The organism is Kocuria rhizophila (genome assembly GCF_003667225.1).
Taxonomy (GTDB): Bacteria; Actinomycetota; Actinomycetes; order Actinomycetales; family Micrococcaceae; genus Kocuria; species Kocuria rhizophila.
Window position 1 is genome coordinate 1 of the sequence record NZ_RCOM01000002.1, and the last position, 20,206, is coordinate 20,206.

16 protein-coding genes are annotated in these 20,206 nt (G+C 70.4%); 8 read left to right on the plus strand and 8 right to left on the minus strand.

What is annotated here, in order from left to right:
• On the minus strand, nucleotides 1-774 hold a 774-nt coding region (locus tag D9R02_RS00660), incomplete at its 3' end, for an IclR family transcriptional regulator (RefSeq protein ID WP_147435315.1).
• Nucleotides 775-1,191: 417 nt separating this feature from the next.
• Here D9R02_RS00660 and hutG point away from each other — a divergent pair.
• Nucleotides 1,192-2,292, plus strand: a complete 1,101-nt coding sequence (gene hutG / locus D9R02_RS00665) for a formimidoylglutamase (protein ID WP_121566113.1) — start codon at nucleotides 1,192-1,194, stop codon at nucleotides 2,290-2,292.
• Complete coding sequence (locus D9R02_RS00670) at nucleotides 2,285-3,739, plus strand: amino acid permease (protein WP_121566114.1); 1,455 nt, start codon at nucleotides 2,285-2,287, stop codon at nucleotides 3,737-3,739. The genes hutG and D9R02_RS00670 overlap by 8 nt, the downstream gene beginning before the upstream one ends.
• Before the next feature lie 254 nt (nucleotides 3,740-3,993).
• On the opposite strand, the gene D9R02_RS00675 is transcribed toward D9R02_RS00670, so the two are convergent.
• Nucleotides 3,994-4,743, minus strand: a complete 750-nt coding sequence (locus D9R02_RS00675; protein WP_223110100.1) for a TetR/AcrR family transcriptional regulator — start codon at nucleotides 4,741-4,743, stop codon at nucleotides 3,994-3,996.
• Nucleotides 4,744-4,831: 88 nt separating this feature from the next.
• Between D9R02_RS00675 and D9R02_RS00680 the strand changes: the two genes are divergently transcribed.
• On the plus strand, nucleotides 4,832-6,589 hold the full coding sequence (locus D9R02_RS00680) for an oleate hydratase (RefSeq protein WP_121566115.1): 1,758 nt from the start codon (nucleotides 4,832-4,834) through the stop codon (nucleotides 6,587-6,589).
• A gap of 47 nt (nucleotides 6,590-6,636) precedes the next feature.
• Here D9R02_RS00680 and D9R02_RS00685 read toward each other — a convergent pair whose 3' ends face one another.
• Complete coding sequence (locus tag D9R02_RS00685) at nucleotides 6,637-7,059, minus strand: MarR family winged helix-turn-helix transcriptional regulator (RefSeq protein WP_121566116.1); 423 nt, start codon at nucleotides 7,057-7,059, stop codon at nucleotides 6,637-6,639.
• Between the two features lie 150 nt (nucleotides 7,060-7,209).
• On the opposite strand from D9R02_RS00685, the gene D9R02_RS00690 reads away from it, so the two are divergent.
• The 3 genes from D9R02_RS00690 to D9R02_RS00700 all read left to right on the plus strand — a co-directional run bounded on the left by D9R02_RS00690 (nucleotide 7,210) and on the right by D9R02_RS00700 (nucleotide 10,837).
• Entirely contained in the window at nucleotides 7,210-8,532 is a 1,323-nt protein-coding gene (locus tag D9R02_RS00690; RefSeq protein WP_121566117.1) for an SLC5/6 family protein, read from the plus strand.
• Nucleotides 8,533-8,733: 201 nt separating this feature from the next.
• A complete protein-coding gene (locus D9R02_RS00695) occupies nucleotides 8,734-10,059 on the plus strand; it encodes a cryptochrome/photolyase family protein (RefSeq protein ID WP_121566118.1) in 1,326 nt (441 codons plus the stop codon).
• 22 nt (nucleotides 10,060-10,081) lie between these two features.
• Nucleotides 10,082-10,837 (plus strand): SDR family oxidoreductase, encoded by a 756-nt coding sequence (locus tag D9R02_RS00700; RefSeq protein ID WP_121566119.1) that lies wholly within the window; start codon nucleotides 10,082-10,084, stop codon nucleotides 10,835-10,837.
• Between the two features lie 62 nt (nucleotides 10,838-10,899).
• Here D9R02_RS00700 and relB read toward each other — a convergent pair whose 3' ends face one another.
• The 5 genes from relB to D9R02_RS00730 all read right to left on the minus strand — a co-directional run bounded on the left by relB (nucleotide 10,900) and on the right by D9R02_RS00730 (nucleotide 16,347).
• Complete coding sequence (relB, locus tag D9R02_RS00705; RefSeq protein WP_121566120.1) at nucleotides 10,900-11,133, minus strand: type II toxin-antitoxin system RelB family antitoxin; 234 nt, start codon at nucleotides 11,131-11,133, stop codon at nucleotides 10,900-10,902.
• A gap of 55 nt (nucleotides 11,134-11,188) precedes the next feature.
• Nucleotides 11,189-11,905 (minus strand): GNAT family N-acetyltransferase, encoded by a 717-nt coding sequence (locus D9R02_RS00710; protein ID WP_121566121.1) that lies wholly within the window; start codon nucleotides 11,903-11,905, stop codon nucleotides 11,189-11,191.
• A gap of 944 nt (nucleotides 11,906-12,849) precedes the next feature.
• The gene (locus tag D9R02_RS00720; RefSeq protein ID WP_121566122.1) at nucleotides 12,850-14,484 is read right to left on the minus strand and encodes an AMP-binding protein; all 1,635 of its coding nucleotides are present in this window, start codon (nucleotides 14,482-14,484) and stop codon (nucleotides 12,850-12,852) included.
• Nucleotides 14,485-14,561: 77 nt separating this feature from the next.
• Nucleotides 14,562-15,731, minus strand: a complete 1,170-nt coding sequence (locus tag D9R02_RS00725; RefSeq protein ID WP_019310320.1) for an acyl-CoA dehydrogenase family protein — start codon at nucleotides 15,729-15,731, stop codon at nucleotides 14,562-14,564.
• Between the two features lie 4 nt (nucleotides 15,732-15,735).
• The gene (locus D9R02_RS00730) at nucleotides 15,736-16,347 is read right to left on the minus strand and encodes a TetR/AcrR family transcriptional regulator (protein WP_121566123.1); all 612 of its coding nucleotides are present in this window, start codon (nucleotides 16,345-16,347) and stop codon (nucleotides 15,736-15,738) included.
• A gap of 135 nt (nucleotides 16,348-16,482) precedes the next feature.
• On the opposite strand from D9R02_RS00730, the gene D9R02_RS00735 reads away from it, so the two are divergent.
• On the plus strand, nucleotides 16,483-18,090 hold the full coding sequence (locus D9R02_RS00735; protein ID WP_121566124.1) for a carboxyl transferase domain-containing protein: 1,608 nt from the start codon (nucleotides 16,483-16,485) through the stop codon (nucleotides 18,088-18,090).
• Between the two features lie 12 nt (nucleotides 18,091-18,102).
• On the plus strand, nucleotides 18,103-20,193 hold the full coding sequence (locus D9R02_RS00740; RefSeq protein WP_121566125.1) for an ATP-binding protein: 2,091 nt from the start codon (nucleotides 18,103-18,105) through the stop codon (nucleotides 20,191-20,193).
• Nucleotides 20,194-20,206 lie beyond the last annotated feature (13 nt).

Below are 20,206 nucleotides of genomic sequence, written 5' to 3' on the forward strand. Positions count from 1 at the left end.
CCCCGGCACCGCCCCATGCAACCGCCGCGTCAGCGCCTCCGCCGTCCGCCGCACGTGCCCCACCAGCTCCGCCCGCCGCTCATCGTCGATCTTGTGTCCCAGGAACGTGAGCGCCACCCCCGCCACCGGCAGCCCCCGGTGGTCGTGCGCCGCCACCGCCACGGAGGCGAAGTTCGGCGTCACGTCCCCCTCCTCCACGGCCCAGCCGCGCTCACGGGTCCGCGAAAGCTCGGCGCGCAGCTGCCCAGGCGTCGTGATCGCCGTGCTCTCCCAGCGCGACGCGAACGAGTCCCTGTCCGGGTACAGCGCCCGCACCTGGGCCGCGGGCAGGCCCGCGAGCATGGACCGCCCGCTCGCCGTGAGGTGCGCCGGGATGCGCACCCCCACGTTCGTCACCAGTGACGGCTTGTACGGCGCCCGTTCCTCCACCACGTACACCACGTCCCGCCCGTGCATCACCGCGAGGTGCGCGTTCTCACCCACCGCGTCCACGAGCGCGCGCAGCAGTGGCTCACCCAGCCGGGCCATGGGATCCTGCCGCGTGTACGCCGAGGACAGCTCGAACGCCGCGATCCCCAGCCCGTACAGCCGCTCCTCCGGCAGGTGCACCACGAACCCCTGCTCCGTCATCACCGCCAGCAGGTGGTACACGCTGGACCGCGGCAGCTCCAGCGCCGTCCCAATCGATGACGCCGCCACCGGCCCCTTCCGCGACGCCAGGAACCGCAGGATCCGCAGCGTGTTCTGCGCGGCGGGGACTTTGGCTCCGGTCATCGCGTTCCCTTCGGACGGTGTTAGTTCGGGCGGACGACGCCGCACGGTCACCCCGGGCGCGTCCGGTACCCCCGCGGTGCCCGCAGCCCGCGGTGTGAGTACGGTCTGGCACAGTGCCGGTGATGCGGTGGGGCTGTCGATGGCCGAGGCCGCACCTCGCGCGTCTCGGCTCCGCAACGGTAGGGCCGGCCCCGGCCGTTTCCGAGATGCGGCGCCGCGCCCCAGGGACCCAGCGAGCGGCGTCGTTGTCTGGCCCGCGTGTCGTACGATCTGCGTGTCTGGAATACCAGACGATATCTGGTGTCGGGCCTCCCCGCGATCCCCGGTGATGGGCTTGTGTGGAGCAAAGGTAATTCAGATCACACGTGAGCACCGCGAGGCGGCCCGGGGAGGCGGCACCGCAGGGAAGGATGCTGCATGACGACCACCCGGATCACCCCGCCGGACCCCGAGGTGTGGAGCGGCAGGACGGACGGGGACACCCCCGAGCACCTGCGCTGGCACCAACGAGCAGGGCAGGGCATCGCTCATGAAGCCGCGCAGCAGACCCCTCAGAATGCCTCGCGAGGTGACGGACAGCGCGGCGCCGACCAGGACACTGCGCAGACTGCGCAGACTGCGCAGACTGCGCAGACCCCCGCCGTCGAGCTCATCGGCTTCTCCTGCGACGAGGGCGTGCGCCGCAACAAGGGCCGCGTGGGCGCCTCCGAGGGCCCGGACGCCCTGCGCGGTGCCCTCGCCCCTCTGGCGATGCATGCCGACTTCGGCATTCACGACGCCGGCACCGTGGTGGTCCCGGGCCGCGACCTGGAGGACGGCCAGGACACCCTGGGCCACCAGGTCGCACGCCTCCTGGACACGGGCAACCCCGTGGTCGTCCTGGGTGGCGGCCACGACACCGCGTGGGGCAGCTACCTGGGACGCACCCGCTGCGACCGCCTGCGGGACCAGCGCGTGGGTGTGCTGAACCTGGACGCCCACTTCGACCTGCGGCAGGCGGACGAGCCCTCCTCCGGCACCCCGTTCCTGCAGATGGCCCGCGCGGACCAGGAGGCCGGCCGCGCGTTCGACTACACCGTGCTGGGGATCAGCGAGCCCAACAACACCGGCATCCTGTTCCGCACCGCGGAGGAGCTGGGCGTCGAGTTCCTCACGGACGAGCAGTGCCAGCCCCGCCACCTCGACGCCGTCCTGGAGGTCGTGGACCGCCTCGTCGAACGCGTGGACGCCATCCACCTGAGCATCGACCTGGACGTCCTGCCCGCCGCCGTGGCGCCCGGCGTGAGCGCCCCGGCCGGATACGGTGTTCCCCTGGAGACCATCCAGGCCGTGTGCCACCGGGTGGCCCGCAGCGGCAAACTGGTGCTCGTGGACGTGGTGGAGCTGCTGCCGCGGATGGACGTGGACGGCCGCACCGCCCGCGCCGCCGCGCGCCTCATCACCACCCTGGCCCACGACGCCCTGAGCACCCCACCCACCGGCCTCGCCGGGAACACCACAGGAGAGCGCCATGAGTAGTCCCGCATACCCGCCGCCCGCACCGCAGCAGGGCGGGGCGGGCCACCCCACGCTGTCCCGCGGGCTGAGCATGCGCCACATCCAGTTCATCGCGCTGGGCTCGGCGATCGGCACGGGCCTGTTCTACGGCTCCGCCACCGCCATCCAGGCGGCCGGACCCTCCGTGATCCTGGCGTACCTGATCGCCGGAGCGGTGGTCTACATGGTCATGCGGGCCCTGGGCGAGATGGCCGTGCGCCACCCCGTTCCGGGCTCCTTCGGCCAGTACGCTGCGCGCTACCTGGGCCCGTTCGCGGGCTTCGTCACGGGCTGGACGTTCGTGTTCGAGATGATCGTGGTGGCCATTGCGGACGTCACCGCGTTCGGCGTGTACATGGGCTTCTGGTTCCCGGACACGCCCCGCTGGATCTGGGTCACGGCCGTCATCCTGTTCATCGCCGCGATCAACACCCGCAACGTGAAGATCTTCGGCGAGATGGAGTTCTGGCTGACCATCATCAAGGTGGGTGCCATCCTGGCGATGATCGGCGGCGGCATCGTGCTCATGGTCCTCGGCGTCTCCTACGCCCCGGGCGAGCCCGTGGGGCCGCAGAACCTGGTGGACCACGGAGGCTTCATGCCCAACGGCCTGGGTGGTCTGCTGGCCGCGCTGTCCGTGGTGGTCTTCGCGTTCGGCGGCATCGAGACCATCGGCATCACCGCGGGTGAGGCCGGCGATCCGGCCCGCTCCATCCCCAAGGCCGTCAACGCCGTGCCCGCCCGCATCCTGCTGTTCTACGTGGGCACCATGGTGGTGCTGATGTCTCTGGTCCCGTGGACCGAGATCACCGGCGAGGCCAGCCCGTTCGTGCAGATCTTCTCCGCCCTGGGTATTCCCGCGGCGGCATCCATCCTCAACGTGGTGGTCATCGTGGCCGCTGTCTCCGCAATCAACGCGGACACCTTCGGCGCCGGCCGCATGCTCTTCGGCCTCGCGGAGCAGGGGCAGGCGCCCCAGGCGTTCACCAAGGTGTCCAAGAGCGGCGTCCCGTGGCTCACCGTGGTGGTCATGTGCGTCGCCCTGGGCATCGGCGCGATCCTCAACGTGGTAATCCCCGAGGACGTGTTCCTGGTGATCGCCTCGATCGCCACGTTCGCCACCGTGTGGGTGTGGCTCATGATCCTGCTCTCGCACATCGCCATGCGCCGCGAGATCGAGCGCAAGAACCGCCCCGAGTCCGCGTTCAAGGTCCCGTTCTGGCCCGTGGCCTCGTGGGCCGCGACCGCCGGCATCCTGTTCGTGATCGTGCTGCTCGGCTGGTTCCCGGACACCCGCGTGGCGCTGATCGTGGGCGTCGTGTGGCTCGTGCTCCTGGGCGTGGGCTACCTGCTGTTCGTCAAGGGCGGCGGCCGCAACCGCCCCGACCTGGACGACCACACCGCGCTGATCACCCTGCCCCGCAGCTGATCCCCGCCTGCTGAGAGCCCCGGCCCGTCCGCGAGCCGGGACTCTCCCATGCCCGGACGACGACGCCGCACGGCCGGGCCCGCGCGCCCCGTCACGCGCCGCGCGGGTCACGGGTTCGTCCTCGCGGGGCCGTGGCCGCCTCCTGAGCGGGGCGCGGCCGCCGTCCGCTCCAGCGCCTGCCCGTGACGCGCTGGCGCCGCTCCGTGCTCCCTGAGCAGGCCACCCGGGGCACGGCGGCGTCGCGCCCCGGCGGGCTACCGGGCGGACTCCGGGGAGGCGGGGACGGCGGCGTCGTGCGCGGGAGCGTGTGCGGTGCCCACGCCCGCGGCCACGAGCGCGACGATCTCCCGCATCCGCTCCAGCACCAGGTCCAGCTCCGCGCGACCCTGGCGGGCGCGGTTGAGCTCGGCCAGCCCGCTGGTGACGATCATCCGCGCACCCACGTCCAGGGGGGCGGCGTCGGCGTCCGAGGCGGCGGGGCGGCAGCCCGCGAGCATCCGGGCGATGTGGTCCTCCAGCTTCTCCACGAGCACCAGCACCTCGCGGCGGTGCGGCAGGTCCTCCCCGAAGAGGATCTCGCGGGCGATCCACACCGTGGTCTCGGGCCAGTGGACGGCCATGTCGAAGATCGGGTCCAGCGAGTCCATGATCGCGTCCACCACGGCGGCGGGGGAGTGCCGGGCAGGGCCGGGAGTCGCGTCCAAGGCGTCGTTGACGTGGTCCGCCCAGATGTTCTCGGTGACCATCATGAGCAGCTCCGCCTTGGTGGCGGCGTACTGGAACACGGTGCCCGCTGCCACGTCCGCGCGGGCGGCCACCTCGCTCATGGACATCTGCGCGTAGCCCTTCTCGCTCACGAGCGCGCGGGCAGCGGCCAGGATGCGGGCGCGCTTCTCGGCCTTGGCGATTTCACGGCGGCCGGGACCGCGCGGACCCACGCGGGAGGCTACGTGCTCCAGGGGCCGTGCCCTGCGGCGCGGCGTCGGGTTCTGAATGTTCTCCACCAGATAATTGTATTGCACTCAAAATTGAGTAAGCTCAATTATGTACGCAGGGAGCGCCAGAGCGACGCCCCGCGGAAGGAGGAACGACATGCAGTTCACAGCAGGCAACTACGAGGCCTTCATGCGGCCCCGCCCGGCGGAGCACGCCCAGGACACCCGCGCGTGGATCGTGGGATCCGGTCTGGCCGGACTCGCCGCAGCCGTGTTCCTGGTCCGGGACGCCGGCGTGCCCGGCGAGAACGTGACCGTGGTGGAGAAGGGGCGGCTGCCCGGCGGCGCCCTGGACGGTCTGGACGTCCCCGAGAAGGGGTTCGTGATCCGCGGCGGGCGCGAGCTCGAGAACCACATGGAGTGCCTGTGGGACATGATGCGCTCCGTGCCGTCCTTGGAGATCGAGGGCGCGTCCGTGCTGGACGAGTTCGCGTGGCTCAACCGGGACGACCCCAACTACTCCCTGCGCCGCGCCACCGTGAAGCAGGGCCAGGACGCGGGCCACGAGGGCAAGTTCGACCTCCCGCAGCGCGCCCAGAAGGACCTGCTGCACGTCTTCCTGGCCACGCGCGAGGAGATGGAGGGCAAGCAGATCCAGGAGGTCATGAGCAAGGAGTTCCTGGCCTCCCCGTTCTGGATGTACTGGCGCACCATGTTCGCGTTCGAGGAGTGGCACTCCGCGCTGGAGTTCAAGCTCTACCTGCACCGCTTCGTGCACCACATCGGCGGGCTGCCGGACTTCTCTGCGCTGAAGTTCTCCAAGTACAACCAGTACGAGTCCTTCGTGCTGCCCCTGATCTCCTACCTCACCGAGCGCGGCGTCACCTTCCAGTACGACACCGACGTCCGCGACATCGACTTCTCCCACCGCAACGGTGAGATCCGCGCCACCGCGATCCACTGGGTGCGCGAGGGCGCCACCGAGACCCAGGAGCTGGGTGAGCACGACCTCGTGCTCACCACCATCGGCTCCCTCGTGGACAACTCGGACGACGGCGACCACGCCACCCCCGCGAAGCTCGACCGCGGCCCCGCCTCGGCCTGGGACCTGTGGAAGCGGATCGCCGCCAAGGACCCCTCCTTCGGGCGCCCCGAGGTGTTCTGCTCCTCGATCGACGAGACCAAGTGGGAGTCCGCCACCGTCACCACCCTGGACGAGCGGATCCCCGAGTACATCCGGAAGATCGCGCAGCGGGACCCGTTCAGCGGCCGCGTGGTCACGGGCGGAATCGTCACGGCGGAGGACTCCTCGTGGCTGCTCAGCTGGACCGTGAACCGTCAGCCCCACTTCAAGAAGCAGCCGAAGGACCAGATCGTGGTGTGGGTCTACTCGCTGTTCGTGGACACCCCCGGCGACTTCGTGAAGAAGACCATGGCCGAGTGCACGGGTGAGGAGATCACCCAGGAGTGGCTCTACCACATGGGCGTTCCCGTGGAGGAGATCCCGGAGCTTGCGGCCACCGGCGCCAAGACGGTGCCCGTGATGATGCCGTACGTGACCAGCTTCTTCATGCCGCGCCACGCGGGTGACCGCCCCCAGGTGGTGCCCGAGGGGGCCCGGAACTTCGCGTTCCTGGGTCAGTTCGCGGAGACGAGCCGCGACTGCATCTTCACCACCGAGTACTCGGTGCGCACCGGCATGGAGGCCGTCTACCAGCTCATGGGGGTGGAGCGCGGCGTTCCCGAGACGTGGGGCAGTACCTACGACGTGCGCGTGCTGCTGGAAGGCCTCACCCGGCTGCGGGACGGCGAGAAGGTCCGGATCCCCGGGCCGGAACCGCTGCGCAAGCGGCTGCGTCGTCGTCTGGAGAACGGCGAGGTGGGCGAGCTGCTCGAGGAGTACGGCGTGCTGTGATCCTCAGCGCGCACTGAGCGACCCTGCGCGGGTGCGGCCGGAGGGTGTCACCGCGAGGTGTACAGCCTCCGCGCCAGCTCGTGCAGGGTCAGCCTCTCCCGCTGAGTCATGTCCAGTTCGTCCAGCAGCTTCTTCTGCATGGCGGCGGCCTTCTCCTCCAGGGAGCGACCGGCGTCCGTGAGGGAGACGACCACGGAGCGCTCATCGCGTTCGCACCGCTTGCGGGTGACGAAGCCGGCGGCCTCCATGCGCCGCAGCAGGGGTGAGAGAGTCCCGCTGTCCAGCATGAGGGTCTCCCCCAGCTGGTGGACGGAGCGGTGGTCGTCCTCCCACAGCACGAGCATCACCAGGTACTGAGGGTAGGTCAGACCCATCGCCTTCAACGGCTCCCGGTAGGCACTGGTGACCTTGCGCGAGGCGGTGTACAGCGCGAAGCACAGTTGCGTGTCCAGGCGGAGCTCGGGATCCATGCGTCCATGGTACGGGAGGGCCCTGCGGTGCGACCTGGGCCGACGGGAGTTTGTTGAACAATGCCACCGAATCGCGTATAACTATGATCCGGCTCACAGGGTGTCCGCATCCTTTCGCTCGTCCCTTTCCCCGACAGCACGGAGACCCCGGTGGCTGACCACGACCACGCCCCAGACCCCACGAACGCCTCGACCGGAGGGTCCTCCGTGGCCACGGCCACGCAGGCGGGGGCCGCGAACGAGCGGCCCGTCAACCGCCGGTTCGAGACCAACTGGGCCATCTCCCTCTTCGGCACCGCCGTCGGCGCGGGCGTGCTGTTCCTGCCCATCAACGCTGGGCTTGGCGGCCTCTGGCCGCTGCTGGTCGTCACCATCCTGATCGGCCCCATGACGTACCTTTCCCACCGGGCGCTGTCCCGCTTCGTGTGCGCCTCCCCCGTCCCGGGCGAGGACATCACGGTTGTGGCCCGCAAGGCCTTCGGTGAGGGCATCGGCCGGGTCATCACCGTCCTGTACTTCCTGGCGATCTACCCGATCGTGCTGATCTACGGGGTGAGCATCACCAACACCGTGGACAGCCTCATGGTCAACCAGCTGGGCATGGCGTCCCCGCCGCGCTGGCTGCTCTCGGGCATCCTGGTGGCGCTGCTCATGCTCGTGATGTTCACGGGTCAGCGCATCATGCTGATCGTCACCCAGTGGCTCGTGTACCCGCTGATCCTGATCCTGCTGGGCGTGACGCTGTACCTGATCCCCACGTGGGACCTCAGCGTGTTCCAGGGCGTGCCGTCCGCGGGCGACTTCCTGATGTCCGTGTGGATGATCATCCCGGTGCTCGTGTTCGCCTTCAACCACTCGCCGGCCGTGAGCCAGTTCTCCGTGGCCATGAAGCACCAGTACGGGGAGCACGCGAGCGCGCGCGCCTCCGTGGTCCTGCGCCGCAGCACCCTGCTCCTGGTCGTCTTCACCATGGGCTTCGTGTGGTCCTGCGTGCTCTCGCTGGGCCCGGACGGGCTGCAGGCCGCCAAGGACCAGAACCTGCCCGTCCTGTCCTACCTGGCCAACGAGAACGGCAGCCCGTTCATCGCCTACCTGGGCCCCGCCGTGGCGCTGACGGCGATCGCCTCCTCCTTCTTCGGCCACTACATGGGTGCCGCCGAAGGCGCCGTGGGGGTCGTGCGCTCCACTGTGGACCCGCAGGGAACCAGGATCGGCACCAAGACGCTGCACACCGCCGTGGCCGTGTTCATGTTTGTGACCACGTGGCTCGTGGCCATCGCAAACCCCAGCGTGCTCTCGCTCATCGAGTCCCTCGCGGGCCCGGTGATCGCGATGATCCTGTACCTCATGCCCATGTACGCGATCCACAAGCTCCCCGCGCTGGAGCCCTACCGCGGCAAGCTCTCCAACGTGTTCGTCACGGTGGCTGGCCTGGTGGCCGTGAGCGGCATCATCTACGGCCTGGTGGCCTGACGCCCCACGCCGCCGCATGACGACGCCGCTGGGCTGGGTTCGCGCCCGGCCGCCGGTGGCGCGGTGCGGACCGCTGCGGGCCTCCCGCCCCGGGCCCGGCGCGGTCCCCCTGTGTAGATTGGCCGTGACCGAGGCCGCGACCCCCGCTGCTGAGCAGCGGGGGTCGTTGCACACCCCCGACCGAACGGGTGAGGAGCCCAGATGACCACCGTGGTGCTGTTCCGCGACGACCTCCGGGTCACCGACCACCCCGCCCTGCACGAGGCGGTGTCCCACGGCGAGCCCGTGGTGTGCCTCTACGTCCTGGACGAGGAGTCCGAGGGCGTCCGCCCGCTCGGCGGCGCGGCGAAGTGGTGGCTGCACCACTCCCTGAGCTCACTGGCCGCGGACCTCTCCGACCTGGGGGTGCCCCTCACGCTGCGGCGCGGCCCGGCAGGGGAGGTGGTGCCCGGCGTCGTGCGCGAGACCGGTGCGGACCGTCTGCTGTGGAACCGCCGCTACGGCGGGCCGGAGCGTACGGTGGATGCCGGGCTCAAGGAGTGGGCCGGGGAGAACGGTGTGGACGCCCACTCGTATGCCGGTTCGCTCATGTTCGAGCCGTGGACCGTCAGCACCCAGAACGGGGACCCCTACCGGGTGTTCACGCCGTTCTGGCGCGCGTGCACCAGTGGGCCGCCGCCCCGGGAACCGTACCCGGCGCCGTCGTCGATCCAGCCTGCGGACCCGGCACCGGCCTCCGATGACCTGGCCAAGTGGGGCCTGCTGCCCACGCACCCGGACTGGTCCGGGGGGCTGGCGCGCACGTGGACCGTGGGGGAGCGGGCGGCGCACGAACGGCTGGACGAGTTCCTGGACGAGCGGCTGCCCCGCTACGCCCAGGACCGGGACGTGCCCGCCAAGCCGGCCACGTCGGGGCTGTCCCCGCACCTGCGCTGGGGCGAGATCAGCCCGTACACCGTGTGGCACACGGCGCTGGAGCGTGCCGAGAACCCCGGGAAGTTCCTCACCGAGGTGGGGTGGCGCGAGTTCTCCTGGTACAACCTGTACGTCCACCCGGACATGGCCACCGAGAACATCAACCCGAAGTTCGACGCCTTCCCGTGGCCCCCGCTGGACGAGGACGTGCTCGCCGCGTGGCAGATGGGGCGCACCGGGATCCCGCTGGTGGACGCCGGGATGCACGAGCTGTGGGAGACCGGGACCATGCAGAACCGCGTGCGCATGGTGGTGGCCTCCCTGCTGGCCAAGAACCTGCTGATCGACTGGCGGCTGGGCGAGCAGTGGTTCTGGGACACCCTGGTGGACGCGGACCCCGCGAGCAATCCGCACAACTGGCAGTGGGTGGCCGGCTGCGGCACGGACGCCGCACCCTACTTCCGGATCTTCAACGCCGAGACGCAGCAGAAGAAGTTCGACCCGGACTTCGAGTACGTGGACCGCTGGAACGGGCGCCAGGAGGGCGTGGAGCCCATCGTGGACCTCAAGGAGTCCCGGGCGCACGCGCTGGAGCTGTTCAAGAGCCTGTAGGTGCCGGGTCTACCCTGACCCCATGAAGATCACGGTGCTGGGTGCCAGCGGGAACTTCGGGGCGAACGTGGCGGACGTGCTGGAGGGGCGCGGCCACACGGTGGTGCGGGCCAGCCGCCGCACGGGGGTGGACGCGGTGGCCGGAAAGGGCCTCACCCGCGCGTTCGAGGGCGCGGACGCCGTGGTGGACGCCCTCCACATCACCACCATGGGAGCGCGCAAGGCCGTGCCGTTCTTCGCGCGCTCGGCGTCGAACATCGCCTCGGCGGCACACGAGCAGGGCGTGGGCCGGATCGTGTGCCTGTCCATCGCCGGGGCCGAGGACCCGCGCGTGAACTCCGGGTACGGCTACTACAAGGGCAAGGCCGTGCAGCAGAGCATCTACCAGCAGTCCCCGGTCCCGTCCGTCACGGTGCGCTCCACGCAGTGGTTCGACTTCGTCCCCGCGACCGTGGGCATGGTCAGCCGGGGCCCGGTGGCGCTCGCCCCCACCATGCTCATGGCCCCCGCCCTGCGCGAGGAGGTTGCGGAGTTCGTGGCCGACGCCGCCACCGCACCGCGCGAGGCCCGTCACGAGATTCTCGCGGTCCGGGGCCCGGAGGCGGACACCATCGCGAACTTCGCCCGCCGCATCCTCGCCGCCGGTGGGGACCTGGGCGGCCAGCGCCCGAGCACGATCAAGGAGGCGCCCTACCTGGGGCGCGGCATCGCGAACGGCGGGCTGATCCCGCAGGACGCGTTCGTCACGGCCACCCGGTTCGAGGACTGGCTGGGCTGATCGCCGGTGCCTGGTCGGGGCGGTCGACTTTCTTAAGGGCTCGCAAAGACGTTTCGGAGAACTCAATCGCCCAGGTCAAGAATGTCCTCCACCTCGGCCAGCGAGTAGGTGCGTTCGCGGCCGGCACGCACATTCTGTGCGGTGTCCAGGATCTCGTAGTCGCGGACCAGCTGGTCGATGTGTGTCTCCACGGCCTCGCGCAGGTAGTAGGACTTCGAGCGCCCTGTGCGGGCCGCCAGGCGCTCCAGCTTGGCCCCGGTTTCGTCGGACAGCTTCACAGATGTGGCCACGGTCATGGGGACATCCCCTTTCAGGGGCGGATTGACTACAGGTAGTCAGTCTTACCCGCCGTCAGGATGGCGACAAGGGGCGGTGCGCACCATTGCACGCGCGCTCAACCCCGAAAAAGCGGCGCAGGGCTTCCGTGCCCTCGCAGGTCACCGGAGTCTCGGGGCGCACGTACGTCTCCGGGGTGACGACGACGCGCTGCTCCTCCACGCCCGCGGCGCCGTCGCGGGTGTTCTGGGCAATGCGGGCCCTGCCGTTGTCCACGTAGCCGGTCTTCCGGCTCACCGCGGCGGAGGCGTGGTTGCCCACCACGTACTCCGAGTGGCACGCGAGGGCGTCCAGCTCGTCGAACGCGAACCCCACGGCCATCTGGCGCATGAGAGTGCCTATGCCCTGTCCGTGGTGCGCGCGCCCGAGCCACGAGCCCGAACTGACCGAGCGTGCCACGGGGAAGTCCCGGGCCGCGAGGTCCTGCATCCCCACCAGCTCGCCCCGGAACCGGACGACCAGCGCCAGGTTCCAGTGCTGCGGTGCGAACGTGGCCCGCTGAGTCCACCACCAGGACAGCGATGTGGTCGGGAAGCCGTCGGGCGTCCCCGGCGCGAACGGTTCCTCGTGCCAGGCGCGTAGGAACGGCATGGGCAGACCCGCCACGGAGATCCCGCCCTGGACGAGTTCCACCAGCTCCGGGAAGTCCTCGTCCCGCAGCACGCGCAGCTCCAGGTCCCCGCACGTGATGCGCAGTCCGAAGGGCGGAAAGATCTCCTCGAGGGTCAGCATGGTCGATTCTCTCAGTCCAGGGGCCACGTGGCCGGGGGAAACTCCGTGAGGGGTGCCATGGGGCCCCGGGGATCCAGTCCATGTACCAGGGCCCCCTGCCCATGAGCATGTCGGCGTAGACCGCCCGCAGCTCCTCATCGCTCAGCAGGTCGAGGTCCGACCAGCTGTGACCCACGGGGGCGCCCTCCCGGTTCTGCCCCAGGGCCCTGCTGCCGTGGCGGATCTTCGCGAGGAAGTGCTCCTGGGACCGGTAGGGGAAGTGCAGGACGCGCAGGTCCTGTCCGATGAGCCCCGGTCGGTGCACGGAGTGGTTGCCGTGGGCCAGGTGCGCCCAGCGGTGGGGCCGGAAGGCGACCTTGGGCAGCGGGTCGGGCCCTGTTCCCACCAGGAAGCCCTCGGGCGTGCGCACCGCGTTGTGGACGTGCGCGGACTGCACGGGTCTGTCCGGGGCAGAACGCTGCAGGACCTCGGCCAGGGTGCCGCCCAGCCCGTACCAGAACTCGTCGGCGTCGAAGGGAACGATCCACTGGGCACCGCGGGCCACAGCTGCCTGCGCCAGCAGGTCCATCTTGTGCTCCTGCAGGAACCGGGGCTCGGAGTCGTCCACCACGATCAACCCCAGCGGGCCCTCGTAGACCTCCAGGAACTGCCTGGTGCCGTCCGTTGAGCCGTTGTCCGCGACCACCAGACCGGTGACTCCCTGCTGCTCGAGGTGGGCGATCACGAGCGGCAGCAGATCCATCTCGTCCCGGACCATCGACACGCCCCACACGCCCCCGAGTGCCCGGTCGTCACCCAAGGCGCCCGAGGGGAAGCGCATGGCTCCGGAGAGCGCACGGCTGGTGCGGATGCGCGAGGGCGAGTGGTGCCGTGCCGCGGCCTCCGCCGACCGCCTCACCCGTTTCAGGGCCAGGTCCTTCCGGCTCGCCATCCTGGCCAGCACGTCACCCATCGCGCCGGCCCTCCAGGTCCAGCAGCTTCAGCGCCTCCTCGCGCATCTCCACCTTGCGGACCTTGCCGGTCACGGTCATGGGGAACTCGTCCACCACGTGCACGTAGCGGGGGATCTTGTGGCGGGAGATCTTCCCGTCCGCGAACTCCAGGATGGCCTCGGCGGTGAGGGCGGGAGCGCCGTCGCGCAGCCGCAGCCAGGCCATGAGCTCCTCGCCGTACTTCTCGCTGGGCACGCCGATCACCTGGGCGTCCACGATGTCCGGGTGGGTGTAGAGGAACTCCTCCACCTCGCGCGGGTAGATGTTCTCCCCGCCGCGGATCACCATGTCCTTGATGCGCCCGGTGATCTGCGCGTAGCCGTCCTGGTCCATCACGGCGATGTCCCCGGTGTGCAGCCAGCCCTCCGGGTCGATGGCCTCGCGGGTCTTCTCCTCCTGGCCCCAGTAGCCCTTCATCACCGAGTAGCCGCGGGTGCAGAACTCGCCGGCCTGCCCGCGGGGCACGGTCTCGCCCGTGGAGGGGTCCACGATCTTGACCTCCACGTGCGGGTGCACCCGTCCCACGGTGCCCACGCGGCGGTCCAGGGAGTCGTCCGAGCGGGTCTGGAAGCTCACCGGGGAGGTCTCGGTCATGCCGTAGCAGATGGCCACGTCCCCCATGTTCATCCGGTCGATGACCTTGCGCATCACCTCCATGGGGCACGGGGACCCGGCCATCACCCCGGTGCGCAGGGTGGAGAGGTCGTAGTCCGCGAAGTCCGGCAGCTCCAGCTCCGCGATGAACATGGTGGGCACCCCGTACAGGCTGGTCGCCCTCTCCTGGGCGACGGCGCGCAGCGCGGCCCGCGGGTCGAAGCCCGGCCCGGAGAGGATGATCGCGCAGCCGTGGCTGGTGGCGGCCAGGTTGCCGATCACCATCCCGAAGCAGTGGTACAGCGGCGGGACCACCACGATCCGGTCCTCGGCGGTGTAGTGCAGCAGCTCGCCGATGAAGTACCCGTTGTTGAGGATGTTCCGGTGGCTGAGCGTGGCTCCCTTGGGTCGCCCGGTGGTGCCGGACGTGTACTGGATGTTCACGGCGTCGTCGGCGTGCAGACCGGCGGCGACCGAGGCGAGCCGGGCGTCGTCTGGCTCCACGAACAGGGCGTCCCACTCGGGGCTGCCCATGAGCACCACGTTCTGCAGCTCCGGGGCGTGGGGGCGGGCGGCCTCCAGCATTCCCGCGTAGTCGCTGTTCTTGAATGCGGGGCTGCTGATGACCGTGGAGATCCCGGCCTGCGCGAGCGCGAAGTCCACCTCGTGCTGGCGGTAGGACGGGTTGATGTTGACCAGGATGGCGCCGAGCTCAGCGGACGCGTACTGCGTGAGCACCCACTCCCACGAGTTGGGCCCCCAGATCCCCACCCGGTCACCCGCGCGCACGCCCAGCCGGTCCAGCCCCGTGGCCAGGGACCGGACGTCTCGCAGGAACTCGCGGTAGGTCCACCGTTTCCCGGCGGCCACCTCCACGAGGGCCTCGTGGTCTGGGAAGCGCTCGGCGGTGCGGTGCAGGTTCTCGCCGATGGTCTCCTCCAACAGCGGCTGATCGGTGGGCCCGGCGGCGTAGGACGGCGTGGGGTCGGTCATCGGTGTCTCCTTGGTCGGGTGCCGGGAGGGTCAGCAGGGGCCGCGGCCGGCGGGTGGCTCGAGGTGGGGTGGTGTGCTCAGTTCGCGGCCGCGATGTGGTGGCCCACCGTGGCCTTGAGGATCTCGTCCGTGCCGCCGAAGATCGTGAGCAGCCGCACGGCCGTGTACGCCTGCGCCACGGAGGACTCCAGGATGTAGCCGAACCCGCCGTGCAGCTGCAGGCAGCGGTCCACCAGGTCCTTCACGGTGCCGGTGGCCTGCAGCTTGACCTTCGACGCCGCGATGAGATCCAGCTGACCGCGGTTGAACAGCTCCACGCAGTGCGCCACGTACGCCTGCGAGGCCTCCAGCTGCGCGGTCAGCTCCGCGAGCTCGAACTGCGTGTTCTGGAAGTCCAGGACGCGCTCGCCGAACACGTTGCGGCTGGAGACGAACTCCGTGGTCTCGGCCAGCACGCCCTCGGCGATGGCCATGGCGGCCACGGCCACGCCCAGCCGCCCCTGCGGCAGCTGCTCGGTGACCTGGTCCAGCCCCTTGCCCTCCTCGCCCACGAGGTTGGCGGCGGGCACCCGGACGTCGTCGAAGAACAGCTCGGCGGTGTCCGAGGCCTGCAGGCCCATCTTGTCCAGCTGCTTGCCCGTGGTGTAGCCCTCGTGGTCCTTCTTCTCCACGAGGAACAGGCTGAAGCTGTCCCGGTTCCCGCGCGGGGAGGTGCCGCCGTCCGTGCGGGCAAGGACCAGGGCGGCGTCGCCGGAGATGCCGTTGCCGATGAACGTCTTCTGGCCGTTGAGCACGTACTCGTCGCCGTCGCGCACGGCCTTGGTGCGCACCCCGCGCAGGTCGGATCCCGCGCCGGGCTCGGTGAAGGCGACGCTCGTGACCATCTCCCCGCCCAGGATCGCGGGCAGCCAGCGCTGCTTCTGCTCGTCCGTGCCGTACGCGAGCAGGTGCGGCAGCACCCAGTCGTCCTGCAGGTGGAACGCGAGCCCCAGGGCCAGGTGGCCCGAGCGCACGAACTCCTCGTCCATCACGCAGCGGAAGCGGTAGTCGGCGAGCCCCATGCCCTCGTGGTCCTCCGGGACGGCCAGCCCGAGCAGCCCGGCCTCCGCGGCCTGGTTCCAGATGCCACGGTCCATCATGTGCTCGGCGTGCCACTGCGCGTAGTGCGGGGCCACCTCGCGCTCGTTGAACTCGCGGGCCACCGAGCGGAACTCCTCGTGCTCTTCGTCGTAGAAGCCGTGGATCATGGGGTCACCTTTCACTGGGAACGGGTTCGGCGGAGATGCCCAGCGCGAGCCGGGACATCTCCTTGAGGACCGCGCTGACCTGGGCGTCCGGGCTCTCGGTCCGGGCGCGGGAGTACGCGGTGGAGTTGATCAGGCCGATCACGGCGAACGCGCGCGTGGTCTGGTCCTGGAGGGAGCGACCGGGCTCCAGGGCGAGCAGCACGTGGCGCCACTCGGCCAGGTAGAGCCGCTGGATCTCCCGCACGGTGCGACGGTTGTGCTGCTCCAGGGACCCGAAGTCGCGTTCGTGCACGCGGATCAGAGCGGCGTCCGCGAGGGCGAAGTCCACGTGGAAGGAGATCAGCTCCGCCAGCGCCCGGGATGTGTCCCCGTGCTCGGCGCGGATCGCGCGCCCGCCGTCCAGCAGGCGCTGGGAGATCCCCACGAGCAGCTCGCACAGGATCTCCTGCTTGCTCTCGAAGTGCCGGTACACCCCGGGCCCGGAGATCCCGGCGCGCTCGCCGATGCTCTGCAGGGTCACCGCCTGGTAGCCGTGGCGCGCGAAGAGCTCGGCGGCGGCGTCGAGAATCCTGCGACGGCGCTCGCTCTTGGCCTGCTCGCGGGGCGTCACGACCACGCAACCTCCTTCGGGTGCCGTGCCCACCCCCGGACCTGTGCGGACGCTGGGCGGTGGGGCGTGGACAACGGTGATGCGCATCACTATAGTCCATCTTAGTTATCGAGCATTAACTGAATTTTCCGAAGGGACGACATGGCTTTCCTCACGAGCGAGCTGGACCGCAGTTCCGCCGCGTTCCGCACGAACAGCGAGACCAGTGCGCGGCTGCGGGACGAGCTGCGTGAGCGCACGGCGCGGGCCGTCCTGGGCGGACCCGAGAAGAGCCGTGAACGCCACCGCTCCCGCGGCAAGCTGCTGCCGCGCGAGCGCGTGGCCCGGCTGCTGGACGAGGGCTCGCCGTTCCTGGAGATCGGCGCCCTGGCCGCGGAGGACATGTACGACGGCGCGTGCCCGGGTGCCGGGGTCATCGCTGGGATCGGGATGGTCCGGGGCCGCCTGGTGGTGGTGGTGTGCAACGACGCCACCGTGAAGGGCGGCGCCTACTACCCCATGACGGTCAAGAAGCACCTGCGGGCGCAGGAGATCGCCGCGGAGAACAAGCTGCCGTGCGTGTACCTGGTGGACTCCGGCGGGGCGTTCCTGCCCCTGCAGGACGAGGTGTTCCCGGACCGGGACCACTTCGGGCGGATCTTCTACAACCAGGCGAACCTCTCCGGTCGCGGTATCCCGCAGATCTCCGCCGTGCTGGGCTCGTGTACCGCGGGCGGCGCGTACGTCCCCGCGATGAGCGACGAGACCGTGATCGTGCGCAACCAGGGCACCATCTTCCTGGGCGGCCCGCCCCTGGTGAAGGCTGCCATCGGGGAGGAGGTCACCCCGGAGGAGCTGGGCGGCGGTGAGCTGCACACCCTCACCTCCGGTGTGACCGACCACCTCGCGGAGAACGACGAGCACGCCCTGGAGATCGTCCGGGACATCGTGGCCACCCTGCCCGAGCAGAAGACCGTGGCGTGGGACGTGGTTGCCGCCCGGGAGCCGGACCTGAGCGTGGCGGACCTGGACGGGATCATCCCCGCGGACGTCAACGGCTCCTACGACGTGCGGGAGGTCATCGGGCGGATCGTGGACGGCAGCGAGTTCCACGAGTTCAAGAAGGACTACGGCACCACGCTGGTCACGGGCTTTGCGCACATCGACGGCCACCCCGTGGGGATCGTGGCGAACAACGGCATCCTCTTCTCCGAGGCAGCGCTCAAGGGCGCGCACTTCATCGAGCTGTGCGACCAGCGCGGCGTGCCCCTGGTGTTCCTGCAGAACATCACGGGCTTCATGGTGGGCCGGGACGCGGAGGCCGGTGGCATTGCCAAGAACGGCGCCAAGATGGTCACCGCGGTGGCCTCCACCCGGGTCCCCAAGTTCACGGTGGTGGTGGGCGGCTCCTTCGGCGCCGGCAACTACTCCATGTGCGGGCGCGCGTACTCCCCGCGGTTCCTGTTCATGTGGCCCAACGCCCGGATCTCCGTGATGGGCGGCCCGCAGGCGGCGTCCGTGCTGTCCACGGTCAAGAAGGACCAGCTGGCGGCGCGCGGCGAGCAGATGGACCCGCAGGAGCAGGAGCGCTTCGAGGCTCCCATCCGTGAGCAGTTCGAGTCCCAGGGCAACCCGTACTACTCCACGGCCCGGCTGTGGGACGACGGCGTGATCGAGCCCGCGGACACCCGCCGCGTCCTGGCCATGGCGCTGGCCGCGGCGTCCCTGCAAGCCCTTCCCGACCCGGGCTTCGGCCTCTTCCGGATGTAGGAGTCCTCGTTCATGTTTTCCACCGTGCTCGTCGCCAACCGAGGCGAGATCGCCGTGCGCGTGATGCGCACCCTGCGCGCCATGGGCATCCGCTCCGTGGCCGTGTACTCGGACGCCGATGCCGGCGCCCGCCACGTGAAGGAGGCGGACGTGGCCGTGCGGATCGGTCCCGCGGCCGCCGCCGAGAGCTACCTGGACATCGACGCTGTGGTGGCCGCCGCCCGGGAGACCGGCGCGGAGGCCGTCCACCCCGGCTACGGCTTCCTGGCCGAGAACGTGGACTTCGCCCGCGCGTGCGCCGCGGCGGGAATCGCGTTCATCGGCCCGCGGGAGCGTGCCCTGGAGATCATGGGGGACAAGATCGCCTCCAAGCTGCAGGTGGCCGAGCACGGGGTCCCCCTGGTGCAGGGCGTCTCCGAGCCCGGTCTCACGGACGAGCAGCTCGTGGCGGCCGCGGCGGACATGCCGTTCCCCGTGCTCATCAAGCCGTCGGCCGGTGGTGGCGGCAAGGGCATGCACGTGGTCGAGCGCTTCGAGGACCTCGCCGAGGCGCTGCCCGCCGCGCGCCGCGTGGCGAAGCAGAGCTTCGGGGACGACACCCTGCTGATCGAGCAGCTCGTGGCTACCCCGCGCCACATCGAGGTGCAGGTTCTCGCGGACACCCACGGCCACGTGATCCACCTGGGGGAGCGGGAGTGCTCGCTGCAGCGCCGCCACCAGAAGGTGATCGAGGAGGCGCCGTCCGCTCTGCTGGACGCCGCCACCCGTGCGCGCATCGGGGAGGCCGCCGTGGCCGCCGCGAAGGCCGTGGACTACGTGGGCGCCGGGACCGTGGAGTTCCTGGTCTCGGACCGCGAGCCGGACACCTTCTACTTCATGGAGATGAACACCCGCCTGCAGGTGGAGCACCCGGTGACCGAGATGGTCACGGGCGTGGACCTGGTGGAGTGGCAGGTGCGGATCGCGGACGGCGAGCACCTCACGCTCACCCAGGAGGACGTCCACCTGGACGGCCACGCCGTGGAGGCGCGCGTCTACGCGGAGAACCCCGCGCGCGGCTTCCTGCCCACCGAGGGCACCGTGGTGGCCCTGCGGGACGCCTCCGGCCCGGGGGTCCGCGTGGACTCCGGGATCATGGCGGGTCAGCGCGTGAGCCTGGACTACGACCCCATGCTCGCCAAGGTCATCGCCCACGGCCCCGACCGTCGCACCGCGCTGCAGCGGCTGCGCACCGCGCTCGAGGACACGGTGGTCCTGGGCGTGGCCACCAACGTGGAGTACCTTCACATGCTGCTCACGGACGAGGACGTGGTGGCCGGGCGCATGGACACCGGCCTCATCGAGCGCAAGCTTCCGCAGCTGCAGTTCGCCCGGCCGGACCCCTACGTGGAGGCGCTCGCCGCCCACGTGGTCCTGGGCTCCCGGGACGACGACGCCGCCCGCGCGGGCTCCCTGCTCGCCACCCTCGGTGCCGGGGCCGGCACGGACCCCGTGGTCGGCTCCGGAGCCCACGGGCACCACGGTGCCGACCGCCGCACCGACACCGACACCGCAGCGCACCGGGACCGGCTGGCCGCACGCCGGATCGGCGGCACCGCGTGGCGCGCGGACGGCTTCTCCGCCACCACGGCCCTGCCCGGACCGGCGCCGTTCGAAGAGGACCCCTCGCGCGCCGTCGTGACCGCCGTGGGAACCGGGAACCCGGACACCGCGGAAGGCCGCACGGTGCACGTGAGCGAGGGGGCGGCGTCGTTCGAGATCCCCGTGCGGACCCGCACCGGGGCGCTGCAGGCGCAGCTCGCGCAGATCGAGCGGGAGACCACCGCGGGCGGACCGGAGCTGCGCTCCCCCATGCCGGGCACCGTGGTGGCCGTGCTCGCGGAGAGCGGCGAGCACGTGGCCGAGGGCCGCACCGTGGTCTCCGTCGAGGCCATGAAGATGGAGCACCCGATCACCGCCACCCTGCCCGGGACCGTCACGGTCCTGGTGGGCGTGGGGGACCGCGTGAAGGTGGACCAGGTGGTCGCCACGATCGAGACGGACGACACCGAGCAGGACAGCACCGAGCAGGACACCCACGACCACACGGAGGACCAGGCATGAGCGAGAACACCGA

Bases quoted from the DNA above. Each gene is read 5' to 3' on its own strand.
- D9R02_RS00700 (WP_121566119.1), top strand. From the start codon at position 10,082: ATGAAGATCACGGTGCTGGGTGCCAGCGGGAACTTCGGGGCGAACGTG.
- D9R02_RS00710 (WP_121566121.1), bottom strand. From the start codon at position 11,905: ATGCTGACCCTCGAGGAGATCTTTCCGCCCTTCGGACTGCGCATCACG.
- hutG (WP_121566113.1), top strand. From the start codon at position 1,192: ATGACGACCACCCGGATCACCCCGCCGGACCCCGAGGTGTGGAGCGGC.
- D9R02_RS00685 (WP_121566116.1), bottom strand. From the start codon at position 7,059: ATGGATCCCGAGCTCCGCCTGGACACGCAACTGTGCTTCGCGCTGTAC.
- D9R02_RS00695 (WP_121566118.1), top strand. From the start codon at position 8,734: ATGACCACCGTGGTGCTGTTCCGCGACGACCTCCGGGTCACCGACCAC.
- relB (WP_121566120.1), bottom strand. From the start codon at position 11,133: ATGACCGTGGCCACATCTGTGAAGCTGTCCGACGAAACCGGGGCCAAG.
- D9R02_RS00680 (WP_121566115.1), top strand. From the start codon at position 4,832: ATGCAGTTCACAGCAGGCAACTACGAGGCCTTCATGCGGCCCCGCCCG.
- D9R02_RS00670 (WP_121566114.1), top strand. From the start codon at position 2,285: ATGAGTAGTCCCGCATACCCGCCGCCCGCACCGCAGCAGGGCGGGGCG.
- D9R02_RS00720 (WP_121566122.1), bottom strand. From the start codon at position 14,484: ATGACCGACCCCACGCCGTCCTACGCCGCCGGGCCCACCGATCAGCCG.
- D9R02_RS00735 (WP_121566124.1), top strand. From the start codon at position 16,483: ATGGCTTTCCTCACGAGCGAGCTGGACCGCAGTTCCGCCGCGTTCCGC.
- D9R02_RS00725 (WP_019310320.1), bottom strand. From the start codon at position 15,731: ATGATCCACGGCTTCTACGACGAAGAGCACGAGGAGTTCCGCTCGGTG.
- D9R02_RS00740 (WP_121566125.1), top strand. From the start codon at position 18,103: ATGTTTTCCACCGTGCTCGTCGCCAACCGAGGCGAGATCGCCGTGCGC.